This window comes from Paraburkholderia sp. TE9906 (genome assembly GCF_056279605.1).
Map to the genome: position 1 here is coordinate 388,123 of NZ_JBWCCT010000002.1, position 12,485 is coordinate 400,607.

At 57.7% G+C, this 12,485-nt stretch carries 9 protein-coding genes; 4 read left to right on the forward strand and 5 right to left on the reverse strand.

From position 1 onward, the window contains the following. The first annotated feature begins 34 nt into the window (after positions 1–34). The 3 genes from ACZ9H4_RS05645 to ACZ9H4_RS05655 all read left to right on the forward strand — a co-directional run bounded on the left by ACZ9H4_RS05645 (position 35) and on the right by ACZ9H4_RS05655 (position 5,348). The gene (locus ACZ9H4_RS05645) at positions 35–1,348 is read left to right on the forward strand and encodes a cellulase family glycosylhydrolase (RefSeq protein WP_476118443.1); all 1,314 of its coding nucleotides are present in this window, start codon (positions 35–37) and stop codon (positions 1,346–1,348) included. A 142-nt stretch (positions 1,349–1,490) separates the two neighbouring features. Continuing rightward, on the forward strand, positions 1,491–3,725 hold the full coding sequence (locus ACZ9H4_RS05650) for a polysaccharide biosynthesis tyrosine autokinase (RefSeq protein WP_476118653.1): 2,235 nt from the start codon (positions 1,491–1,493) through the stop codon (positions 3,723–3,725). A gap of 141 nt (positions 3,726–3,866) precedes the next feature. Then, complete coding sequence (locus tag ACZ9H4_RS05655; protein WP_476118444.1) at positions 3,867–5,348, forward strand: MOP flippase family protein; 1,482 nt, start codon at positions 3,867–3,869, stop codon at positions 5,346–5,348. A gap of 315 nt (positions 5,349–5,663) precedes the next feature. On the opposite strand, the gene ACZ9H4_RS05660 is transcribed toward ACZ9H4_RS05655, so the two are convergent. From ACZ9H4_RS05660 to ACZ9H4_RS05680, 5 genes are all read right to left on the reverse strand, one after another. Continuing rightward, complete coding sequence (locus ACZ9H4_RS05660) at positions 5,664–6,809, reverse strand: glycosyltransferase (protein WP_476118446.1); 1,146 nt, start codon at positions 6,807–6,809, stop codon at positions 5,664–5,666. 138 nt (positions 6,810–6,947) lie between these two features. Beyond that, the gene (locus tag ACZ9H4_RS05665; protein ID WP_408144491.1) at positions 6,948–8,036 is read right to left on the reverse strand and encodes a glycosyltransferase family 4 protein; all 1,089 of its coding nucleotides are present in this window, start codon (positions 8,034–8,036) and stop codon (positions 6,948–6,950) included. Positions 8,037–8,058: 22 nt separating this feature from the next. Beyond that, the gene (locus tag ACZ9H4_RS05670) at positions 8,059–9,204 is read right to left on the reverse strand and encodes a glycosyltransferase (RefSeq protein ID WP_408144357.1); all 1,146 of its coding nucleotides are present in this window, start codon (positions 9,202–9,204) and stop codon (positions 8,059–8,061) included. A gap of 1,584 nt (positions 9,205–10,788) precedes the next feature. Further along, positions 10,789–11,193 carry a DUF2471 domain-containing protein gene (locus ACZ9H4_RS05675; RefSeq protein WP_476118448.1) on the reverse strand — a complete coding sequence of 135 codons (405 nt, stop codon included), beginning with the start codon at positions 11,191–11,193 and terminating at the stop codon, positions 10,789–10,791. A 38-nt stretch (positions 11,194–11,231) separates the two neighbouring features. After that, positions 11,232–11,513: a CppA family protein gene (locus tag ACZ9H4_RS05680; protein ID WP_408144361.1), complete on the reverse strand. Its 282-nt coding sequence runs from the start codon at positions 11,511–11,513 to the stop codon at positions 11,232–11,234. 658 nt (positions 11,514–12,171) lie between these two features. Here ACZ9H4_RS05680 and groES point away from each other — a divergent pair. Further along, positions 12,172–12,462, forward strand: coding sequence for a co-chaperone GroES (gene groES / locus ACZ9H4_RS05685; protein ID WP_007178996.1), 291 nt, complete (start codon positions 12,172–12,174; stop codon positions 12,460–12,462). The last annotated feature ends 23 nt before the right edge of the window (positions 12,463–12,485 follow it).

Below are 12,485 nucleotides of genomic sequence, written 5' to 3' on the forward strand. Positions count from 1 at the left end.
GAAAGTTCAGAGAGACAGGCGATCGAGCCGGATCGTGATTCTCCTTGTGGGCTTCGCGGGATTGGCGCTTGCGCTTGCGGGTTCATTGGCTATTCGAGCCTTTGCCATGCCGGCGGGGTCGGTGGTGATCCTGAGCGGAGTGGCAACTAAGGACGAAGAGCCCTACGTCCAGCTGCCGTCGTTCGCGGCGTCTCGGGCCGAGACGGGTGTGGCGATTCACGAGGTCAACGATACGCGCTTGCTGGATGCTGTAAAAGATGTGGGCTTCTCTTTTGTTCGTACGGATCTCTTCTGGGAAGACGTTCAAGCGCCCGACGGCTGGCATTTCGGCGCATACGACAAGCTGGTATCCGATGGCGCGGCAAGAGGTCTGGGTGTGCTGTTTATCCTTGGCTACAAACACTATGAGTTCAGCCCGGATCAGCCGCCGACGACAACGAGTCAGCTTGGCGCGTTCTACACGTATGTTTATCAGTCAGCGCAACGCTATCGCGGTGCCAACGTAAGGTTCGAGGTCTGGAACGAAGAGGATCACAAAATGTACTGGCTGGCTGAGCCGTCTCCCCCGAGATACCGGAACCTGCTGACGACCGCAGTGAAGGCAGCCCGCGCAGCCAATCCGGACGTGAAGATTGCGTCGGGAGGCGTGCAGCAGGTCAACCGTACATTCATTCGGGCTGTCGGTGACATTTCCAGTCCGGCGCTGCGCGGCGCCGACGCGATCAGTGTGCATCCCTACCGGCAGCAGGATCCGGAGTCGGTCTTCGCCGACTACCGTGCATTGCGTGCGGACCTGGCGACGTATAGGAATGCGCCGGCCATCTGGGCAACGGAATGGTCATACCCGAGCTACGGCTACAGGTATGTCTCCGGGATCGAGAACGGGCATTCGCCGAAGGCGCGCGCACTCCAGGCGAGATATGCGGTGCGGCGCTTTCTGGTCGACTGGATCGCCGAAGTGGGGCTCACGGCTTATTACGACATGCGCAACGACGGTACGAGCCCAACGAATCAGGAGCACAACTTTGGTCTGCTGGATGAGAACAACAACAGGCTGCCGGCCTATAACGCATCGAAGTATCTGTTCTCATTTACGGCCGATGCAACCAGTGCGAAGTACTTCATCAACGAACACGAGAAATATATCGTCCTCAAACTAGGGACCCGAGCGGGCACCGTGAAATATGTGCTCTGGTCCTATGACAACGGCGATGCATTGAAGCTGGACGCGTCGCACTTGCCGCGTCATGCAGTCGTGACCGACATGTATGGCAAGGTTTTAACGACGACGGATGGGCTTGCAATACCTGAAACGCTTGGGCCGGTTTTTGTCAGCGTGCCGTCGTAGCGCAACACGTACGGCGTGAGTGGAAGTTCCCGGACAGTTCCGCTTGAGCAGTCTGGAAAGTGGAAGCTTGTGTGTTCTAACGAGGTCTCCCTCGTCTTTTATCGCGGAAAATAAAATGAGTTCATACATCGGGCAATCGCCAATGGGCATAATTCCCGCCAAAAACGACGGACTTTCCGGCCTTTGGCGAAGCATCGCTCGACACAAGTTGCTATTTGCAACGATTGTCGGCGTGTGCTGTCTGGTGGGCGGCCTGTACATTCTGGCCGCGACGCCGCAATACCGGGCTGACGCGCTGCTGCGTGTACAGATCAAGCCAGGCGCGTCGATCAGCGCGCTATCCGACGTATCCGGAACGATGTCGTCGGACCAGTCCGCGGACGATGAAACCGATGTTCTGAGCTCGCGCACGATTGTCGGCGAAGCAATCGCGGCAACGGGGAGCGATACGGTTGTGCGCACGGAAAGTTACTTTCCGTTGATCGGCCGCTATTTCGCATCGCGCCATGCCGCCAGCAACCGGTTGAGGAAGCCGTTTCTGGGGCTGAGCGGATTTGCCTGGGGCGGCGAGCAACTGAAGCCCGGGATCTTCCAGGTGCCTGACGCCGCGCTGGGCGAGAAGTTTCGCGTGGTGACGGGTGAAGACGGCATCTGGACCTTGTATGACAAGGACGACCATCAACTTGTCCAGGGCCGTGTCGGGGAAACCGCGACATTCCAGGTCACGAACGATGATGAAGCCGGGTCTGGGAAACTGCGGATCGACGTCCTGCGCGCGCGGCCGGGTATCGAGTTCTCGCTGTCCAGACTGTCGCCGCAAGCGGCTTATGAAGACGTCAGCAGTCGGTTGAAAACTTCCGTGACTGCCCAGAATTCGTCGTTGCGCGATTCGTCGATGATGAGATTGAGCTACCAGGCGACTTCGGCGATCGGCGCGGAACGGATGGTCAACGCGATTGTGAATGCTTTCGTGAAGCGCAACGTCGACGATCGCGCCGCCCAGGCGCACATGAAGCTCCAAACCCTGAGCGAACGGCTGCCGAAACTGAAGACCGAATTGCAGACCGCGGAAGACCGCCTGAATGATTTTCGGACGCAGAATCAGGCGATCGACATGGATCAACAAGGCGTATCGCTCATTTCGCGCATGAATGCGTTGGTTGAAAGGCAGGCCCAGTTGCGACTCGACTTCGAAGACAAGCGCCAGCTCTTCGGTCCGGAAAGCCCGACATATAGAGGGCTGGTTCAGCAATTGGAGCAGGTGGGCCGCGAGATTTCGCGCACCGGCGAGCTCACGAAGAATCTGCCGGCTACCCAGCGCGAATTCGTGAGATTGTCCAGCGATGTCTCCATCAACAAGCAGATCTACACCGGCGTGCTGGCCAACATCCAGCAGCTCGAAGTAGCGGCAGCGAGCACCGCCTCTGGCGTGAACGTCATGGACTGGGCCGTTGCGCCGGAGAAGCCGTCGTGGCCGCGCAAGGCGATCATTCTGCTCGGTTCGCTCCTCGGCGGATTGTTTGCCGCAACGGTCACGGTTCACTTCGTGTCGCTTCATCGCAGGGAATTCCGCACGCCGCAAGAAATTGACTACGTTTCCGATCTGCCGCGTCTCGCCGTGGTTGCGCGATCCAAGGCGCAGTTGCGCGGCGTCGCCGACTCGCGCAACAATCAGGATCAACCGATGAAACTGCTGGCGGTGAGCAGTCCGCGCGATCCGAGCGTCGAAGCATTGCGCGCATTGCCGAGCAGCGTGAGAGCCATGCTCGCGAAAGTCAGCAACGACCGGAACAACAAGGTGATTCTGTTCACCGGCCCGACACAAGGCGTCGGGAAAAGCTTTGTGTCGTCAAACTTCGCCTATCTGTTGTCGCAAACCGAGGAATCGGTTCTTCTGATCGACGGCGACATGCGGCAGGGGAAACTGGGCCGTTTGCGGCAGGACCCAGCGGGGCCGGGACTGGCGGAAGTACTCAAGAAAACGGCGACGCTCGACGAAGCGATCGTGAGACAGGACGGAACCAATCTGTCGGTGTTGGGAGCGGGCGATGCTTATCCGTCGAATCCTGCCGAGCTTCTCAGCAGTCCCGCTTTCCGGGAAATGCTCGGCACGCTTCGCGATACCTACGATTACGTGGTGATTGACTCGCCGCCGGTGCTTCCGGTGAGCGATGCCGTGACGATCGCGGCGCAAGGTTGCGATCTGGTTCTGCTCGTGTCGCGTGCCGACCATACCGGTTCCCGCCAGCTCGAAGAAACGCTTCAGCGTCTGGCGAACGTCGGTGCAAACGTCGGTGGGCATATTTTCAACGGCTTTCTGCCGTCACGATATGGCGAGAATGACGAGTACGGTCTGAAAGCCGGCCGGCGCTATTGAACTCGACCCGGACCTGATTCTGGTGGACCGCCAATCAGGTCCGGGCACACACTGCTACACCCCGCTGATCTACAGCTGCGATTTTTTTCGAATACGCGTGCGACGGCGCTGCCCTGTGTAGTTTTAGACGATAGGAAAGTGATGTCACTACGAGAAAAAGCGATTTCCGGGGCGAAGTGGTCGGCGACGTCAATGGTCCTGACGGTCAGCGTGCAGTTCGTGCAGGTGGCCATATTGGCGCGCCTGCTCAGGCCAGCCGAGTTGGGTTTGGTGAGCATGGTGTCGCTGTTCACGACGCTGGCGGACATGTTTCTCGACATGGGATTGAGCACGGCGATCGTACAGCGTAAAAACGTGACCACGCAGGAGCTGTCTTCGCTGTACTGGCTCAATGTCATGTTCGGTGCGGTTCTGGGCGGAATCCTGCTCGCCGGAAGCGGTCTCGCGGCGTGGTTTTTCTCGGAGCCGGAGCTCAAGTCGCTGGTGGGTCTCGCTGCACTGTTGTTCTTCATCTCGCCGCATGGTTTGCAGTACCGGTCGCTGATGGAGCGGGAGCTGATGTTCAATATGCTCTCGAAGATCGAGGTTGCGTCCACGCTGATGTTGTTCGTCACGACGGTTGTCTTCGCGATGCGCGGCTATGGCGCCTACGCGCCGATTATCGGTGCACTGACCGGAACGGCATGTCGTACGGTTATGCTCAATGTCAGCGGGCGCAAGCTGCACAAGCCTGCATGGCGGTTCCGACTCGCGGACACGAGGTCGTATCTAGGCTTTGGCGTCTTCCAGGCCATGGACGCGATGGTGTTCTACCTGAACTTCAATTTCGGCGGCATCGTGGCGGGCCGGTCGTTGGGCGCGGCTACGCTTGGTGGCTTTAACCTGGCACACAATTGCGCCGTCGGTTTTCCGGCGCGTCTCAACCCGTTCTTCACGCGCGTACTCTTTCCTGTCTTTTCGATCATCCAGGATGACACGGCGAAGCTTCGTACGAACTACTTCAAGCTGACGGGTTTCATGGCGATGTTCAACTTTCCGCTCGTGTTTGGGCTTCTGATCGCGGGCCCAGATTTTGTCGTGAGCATGTTCGGTGCGAAATGGCTCTGGATCACACCGATCATGCAATTGCTTTGTCTGGTTGGGGCATTCCGTTCCATAGGCCATCCGGTCACCTCGCTGATGATGGCGACGGGCAAGATCCGGCTGAGTTTCTGGTTCAACCTGGCGAAAACCGCGACGATGGTGCCCGCCATTATCATTGGCGCTTATCTGGGTGGTGCACTGGGCGTCGCATTCGGGTTACTCACGGTCGAAGTGATCGCATTCCTGCCGATGTATCTGCTCTTGATCAAGCGCGTGCTGGGTCCGAGTCTCGGCGAGTATCTCAATGCCTGCTTCATTCCGCTGCGAATGACGGCGCCGATGGTGGCGAGCGTCTGGATCGCTTCCGGCCTGCTTCAGGGGGCCGTGCACCCCGGCGTGAAGCTAATCGTGGAAATTGCGCTGGGTGCCTTGGTTTTCGGTGCAACATTCCTGCTGGACCGATCGCTACTTTGTGCCGAGATCCGCGGCATTGTGCTCAAGATGGTGCGCAACGTGGTGTTGCGGCAGGGGCTGCAGTAATACTTCCTGCGCCTGAGCGTCGCGCGCGTCGCGAGGTAACCGCGCCCGCAAAGAATCCGCCAGTTCGGAGAATGGATCGGCGGTGGGGGGGGCGGAAAAAATCTTTCGGCGAACGTATCCTGATGGATCATCAACAGGAAACAGCAATGCGCCCGGCAAGTACGTGCCAGGCGCCGATACCTGCGATGCCCCCACGGGATGCCTAGCCAGAACGGCTTTGATCATCAAGACATCGCGTCGTGATGATCAAAGCCGTGGAGAGTGCTCTTGGTGCGGTAATTTTCGGTGCAACGTTGCCGCTGGACCGACCGCGCGCTACTTTGTGCCGAGATCCGCGGTATTGTGCTCGAGATGGCCCGCCACGCGACGTTGCGGCACGGGCTGCAGCAATACTTCCTGCGCCTGGGCATCGAATGCTTCACGAGAGAATCTCACCCGGAAAGAATCCGTCAGCCCGGAGAGCGGATAGGCCGGTGCGGAAAAGATCTTTTCGACGAACGCGTCCTGATCGTGAACAGGAAACAGCAATTCGGCCGGCAAATACGATCCGAGTGCCGATACCTGCGATGCCACGATGGGGCGCCCCGCCAGAACCGCCTCGATCATCACAAGCGGCACGCCTTCGTAGGCCGAGGGCAACACGACGACGTCACTCGCCAGGATGTACGGCAGCACGTCGGATTGCGGACCGATGATTCGGACGCAACGCGACAGAACTTCGCTCCCTTGCACAGCTTGCCGTAATTTATCCGCGTCGGGGCCGTCACCCACGATGAGCACAATGCTATTCGCGAAGGCGTCGGGGTGCTTCTCGATGGCAGCGAGCAGGAAGCTTTGCCGCTTATGCTGAAAGTGAATCCGGCCAATCTGCGCGCAAATGAACTTTCCGCTTTGTGGCAGGCCGAGTGAGCTACGCGCCGTTTCACGGGTAAGCGTGGAACGGCTGAATCGATTGTCGACGTAGTTTTCGAGAATCGCGGCGGGCGTGTCCGGCGCCTGCTTCAGCAGTTTTTCGCGCAGATGATCGTTGAGCGTGATGTACTGGTGCGGCAATTGGTACAGCGCGCGTTTAACCCGCGATTTGACGCGCTCCGCAATCGGCGCGTCCGCTTGCGCGGCATCGTCTATCAGTGGAATGTAGCTGACGGCAGTCGTGCGAGCCAGGCGCGCGGCGAGCAAGCCGGCGATTGCCGACACGATCGTGCCTTGAGCGATCACGAGTTTCGTCAGATTCAGCGTGCGCAGTTTGGCCGCCGTGGTCCACGATGTCGCCAATAACGCCAGAGGATTGCCGTGAATCGACTCGGTCGTGAAGGGTAACGAGGTGACGACGACCTGACGATGCTCTGCCGCAATATCCCTGGCAAAATCGGACATTGGCTTGTTCTGGGTCGGTACCAGAATATAAAGGCTGACAATTGCCGGACACTTCACAAGCGCGAGAACCAGTCGCTTGAGCATTTCTTCGTGACCGCCGTTGACACCCGAATCGCAATAAATGCCCAGCCTCACTGATGTTCTCCTTAACTCGGAATATGCCCGGCGGGCACGTCGGCCGGACTGAACCTGAAGGTCCGGCCGGAAGACTGCGAAGCGCTGTTATGTGTTTCGCCAGGATCGATTGATGACTTGCCGGAGCATCTCGGCGCTGGTGTCCCAGCGGAACCTGGCTGCGTGCGAATAGCCACGCTCGATCATCGCCGATCTGATGTCGGGCATGCGGAGCAGCGTGCGCATCTTGTCTGCAAGATCTTCTGATGAGTAGGGGTCGCAATAGAGCGCTGCGTCGCCACAAGTTTCCGGCAATGCCGACGAGCGGCCCACGATGACCGGGCAGCCGCAGCGCATCGCCTCGAGCGGTGGAATGCCAAATCCTTCGTAAATAGATGGATAAACGAAACAGTGCGCATGCTGATACAGGGCCTTCAGCTTCTGGTCGTTGAGATACCCCACGGCTTTGATGTTGGGCGCGATGGCTCGCATGTCCTGAACGTCTCCGAACACGCTCGCGTTCTTCATGCCGACAATGACCAGATCAATCGAAGGATCGTTGAGCTGGCGGAAGGATTCGAGAATGCGGCCGAAGTTCTTGGTGGGGTTCATGTTGCTGACCGCAAGGACGAAACGCTTCGATACCAGGCCGTGTTCTTGCAGGACGCTTGCGTCGGGCGTGATCGCATCCAGGTGATCCGCCCCAAGCGGAACGACACTGATGCGCTCAGCGGGCACAGCGCAATGGTGCGCGAGGCGCTGCCGCGAGAAATCCGAATTGGTCACCACGCAACTCGACGTTCGCGCCAGAATCCAGAACATGAATCGGTACCATGCGCGAAAGCGCCGCGAGAAGTGCGCCGGCACATCGAATACCGCCGCGTCGTGCATGTAGATGACCTGATTCAGACGAAAGATCGAGGCCGAGTTGCTGAGATTGACAATCCGGTGGCGGCCCGCAAATACGGGAAGAACGAGTTGTTCCCAGAACACGCCTTTTCCAAAGCCGATTTTGACTAAATGGGTACCATCCACGGACTGCAGTTCCGGCTGCGGTGGAACGACGACGGTAACGCCACCATTGTCCGGCAGATGTCCAAGCGCGGCGATCAGTTCACGCGCCACGCGCTGTACCCCGGTCGTCTTCTGAGTAGCGAATCGACCGTTGTAGATGAATGAGGGTGCGGCAGGTTGCATGTTTTTCAACCGTGATCTCCGGTTAACTATTGACGTCATAAGGATGAGCGATGTCAACGATCAACGGCTCATTGCGGGTATTGCGCTCGTCGGCCAGGCCATAAAGCAGTTGCCATTCGCGAAAGATCAGGTCCATTGAAAAGCGCTCCATAGCCCGCTTTCTCGCTGCGGCGCCCATTTGCTGACGAAGTGTCGGGTTGTCGCGCAGCAGTGCGAGATATTTCGCCAACTCTTCGTCGTTGGACGCCACAAAGCCGGTAACGCAATGAATGACAATGTCGCGATTGCCCACAACGTTGGTCACAACCGCGGGGATACCCGCGACTTGAGCTTCGATTAGCGCCATCGGCATTCCCTCCCAGCGTGACGTCTGAACATAGACGTCAAGCTGTGACATCAGCTCCAATGCACGCGCACGGGTGACCCAGCCGCTGCATGTGACGGCGTCGCCGCGGTAAGCGTCCGGCACTTCTTCTTCGGTCCCACCGATCCACACAAAGCTCACGGCGGGATCGCGGAATTCGTTCGCCAGCTTGAGGAACACTTCGTGGTTCTTCTGGAACGAAGCGCGGCCCGTCATGCCGATCACCACCTTGTCGTCACTTCGTTTGCAACGCTGGGGGATCTCATTCGTATCGACGCCGTTCTCGATCAGGATCGACGAGCGCGCGTGAACCCGGCCTTTGATTTCATGAAGTTCACTACGTGAACATGCAACGATCGTTCCGCCAATGAAGTTGGCGAGACGTTCAAAGCTCAAATAGGTGTACTGCTTCGCACGCGATACATCACGCCGGAGAAAGGCCGGGCCGTGCGGTGAATAAAATACTTTGGCGTGAGGGGACGCTATTTTGGCTGCGGCTCGTCCGAGAACACCTGCTTTCGACGAGTGAAGGTGGATGACCTGCGGGTTGCGATCGCGTAAATTATGAACTAGCGCGAGCAGGCTCGACCAGTCTTGCTTGAAACTGATCTCTCTGCACATCGATACATGGGTCATCTTCACTTTAGGATGAAACAGACTTTCGAAGTTTGCAGGCGTTTCTCGCCGTAACGAATAAATCACGGATACATTCGCCCCCGCTTCTGCGGCGCGGTTGGAAAGCTCGGTCAGCATCGACAGAACCCCCCCTCCGAAGGCTTCCGTGATATGCACGATGTCTTTCATATGTCTGATCCCGTTATCGAGATTGTGTTAGGCGAGTTGGGACTGTCCAACTGAATGCGTGTTCACACGGTCCGTTTTCAATCGGTTCTTCAGTGATGGAAATCATCGAAGCCCAATGTCATCAAAATGCGGGACTTTTGCAGAGCTTCCTTAGATGGAAGCACTGGCGCAGGGTGATCTTCCCCTCACGGGAGTCATGGCTCTGTCTGATAGCGCACGCTGAAACCCGGATAGACGGATACCGGAATGAGCTCGTCCCGGGAAAGCGAATTTGCTATTGAGCAGATCAAATCAAGCAAGGAGACGAACGGTGAAAAGCGCGGCAAATTGCGCGTTCGGGTTCGAGCGAGGCTGTGTGAAAACGCGTGTTGGATGAGGTTCTCGAAAAAATCGGCCCTTCAGATCGCGCTGTATTGGCCTGGCAGTGACTTGGGAAGGGTAAAGCGACACCTGAAAACTGAGTACTTTTGCGTTTTCACACAGCCTCGAGCGGGAGGCGACGTGGGTGGTCAACGGCGGGACGAGGCATGCCGACACTGGATGGGGTTGAATAGACGCAGTACGACGCCGGGTGAAGGCTGACCGGGAAGTCAGGCGGAGTCGCAGGAGGTGCGCGGCGTGCGGCGTATTTCGTGCTCTTCCACGCTTTTCGAATCTATTGTCGAAGACGCGATTTCAATCAGGCTGGTGGGCGACGCCGACGCGCGACACCAGGCGCAGGTGTTATCGCGTACGCTCCTTGGGCGGATAACGAATTGATGGTTCTTGCACCCTCTGCATAGCCGGCGAATTTCGCGCTTGCATCGACTACTCATTGAGCCGGGCGGCCCGTCGTATGAAACGGTCGATAGAGGTTGATCGCCAGGCTCGGGGGCGGGTGGCGTTTAAAGATGGATATTTCGGATTGCATCCGGAGATTCATCAGCAGTGGCGAAATTTACGACGGAACGTGCACGCGAGACGATTCGTTATACGTTCGGCGCTTTCGTTTCTCATATCTGATGGCTGGCGGCGCGATGGACATGTTGCTTGCCTTTTTATTTTTAGTTGGCGAACCAGATGCATCCGACGCCGCACGCAGTGTCATGTGCGCGGTTCGGGAAGGTCGTTGTGACTGTGAGCTGATTTGCCTGGATCGCAGAGCATAACGGCGTGGATGCTCAGACGTAAGTAAGCGCGAGGGGGGCAGGACGAAAACTTACTTTCCCGGTTGCAAGACCGACTTCGTTTCGTGGGCGCGGCGGCGACTCGAAAATTTGTTCTGCAGCAGTTTTCAGAACGGGCCTCTGAAAGTGGCGGCTGCGCCGACAGAGCCGGCGATCGACTCGCCCGAGGCGGGATTGCATTTTTCGCCGCTATTTCCGCGCCAAAGGTATTCCCTCGTCATTGGTCATCCGCAGATAGTTCGGCGTATGTCCCCGCCGCGCAGCCGTTCGCGGATCCGCAGGCCCGACTTGAAACGGGCGGGCAAATCCTGGCAGGTCGCTGTTTTTGAGGGAAATTATTCCACTGCCCTCCCTGTCTTCTGCAACGCCGGGGCAAACCTGAGCGAACAAAGCTCGGCCAACGGCCGATATTGGCGCATTAGTCCTGAGTGGCCACATCGGTAGATTCGGCCTGTACCACTGCGCGCACGAGCAGGTACACGGCAGGCAAGTTGTCGTCGTCACGTCGCCAGTCGACGGGTTCGTCCAGATCCATCCCGGACAAACGACTGTCCTCAAACCGGACAAACGTCGCGCGTACGGTCTCGTTGTGCCTCGACCGGAAGCCCCGATTCTCAAAGACCTGTTCGTCGATTGTCAGCAGCGTGCGCCAGGTCGGCAATCGCGCGTGACTCGAGTAACGGCGACGGCCGCTGTCGAGGTAACGACCTGCGACCGTGGCAATGATCTGCTGGAGGTCGAGCGACGCGCTGCGGAGGGCGCGTTCGAAGGCGACAGGATTGATGTCGTGGACATCCATATCAAGAGCAGAGTCGTTAGTCATGCCGTTATTTTCCTGAGGGCTTGCGGTAACTCGCAGCATCAAAGTTGACGCTTCAACAACATTTGGTTTCGCTGTGCCAACAACTGGCGGATCTGGGCAAGATAGTTGTCGCCGACCGTGCAGTCTTCAACGGGCCGGCTATGTTGATGAGGCGTTGGCGGACGTACGCCAAGATAGCGGCACACCGCGGACAGGTACGGTTTGCCGTTGCCTCCGAGATGTCGCGCAGCAGCAGCCACGCGCACGTCTCCGACATGCTTGCGCAACCACGCAAGCGTTTCGCGATCACCGTCGTTCAAGATGCGGATGAGTTGGTTCATGACCGATCCTGTATATAAAAACAGTACTGTGAATTTATACAGTATTTGGCCAGGATGCAAGTCAATTCGCAGGATGTTGGACTCGGCGGAAAGAAAAGGTGGCGATCAAGGTCGATGCGCTGTTACCTTTGCGCTGCCTTTGTCGGATGGCTCGATGAACTGATCGAGCCACTGAATCCGAAGCCGCCGGACGCAGTGAGCGATAGGATAGTGGCCGCCGCTCGCATCATGTTTCGACCTACCCAGCGTGCCTAACGGTAAGATCACTCCAGTGTTTACCCTTGAGTGAATACTGATCGCAAAGAGTTGATCCCCAAGATTTGCGAATGGATGCTGCCCAAAACGCTTGGGTGTCGTGCTGCACGTGTCACCCCGTAAAAACAGGGATTTCATACCTAAGTGGTTGTTTTTTATGGGAGGTGCGCCTCACTGCGGCGTCCGGATACGGATCGCGAGTTCAGACTCAAGTGAACAACCTTCAAAGTTAAGCGAGTCTCGACATGAATCTCGCCAATGCCGCGCCATCCCTTCTTGAATTTGTCACCACCCATCCATATAATTAGCACTCGCTGCACGAGAGTGCTAACAACATCGCCGGTTGGCTAGGCCAACCGGGTTTTCTCAGCGTTCTTCAGTCTCAATCAAGAGAGGAGTATGTATGAACCTTCGTCCTTTGCATGATCGCGTGATCGTCAAACGTCTGGATCAAGAAACCAAGACCGCGTCGGGCATCGTGATCCCCGAAGCCGCAGCGGAAAAGCCGGATCAAGGCGAAATCCTCGCAGTCGGCCCGGGCAAGCGTGACGACAAGGGTGCACAAATCGCGCTCGACGTGAAGGTTGGTGACCGTGTCCTGTTCGGCAAGTACGCAGGCCAGACCGTCAAGGTCGACGGCAACGAACTGCTCGTGATGCGCGAAGAAGACATCATGGCCGTGGTGCAGAAGTAAGCGCAAAGCCGCTACTTTTCCCG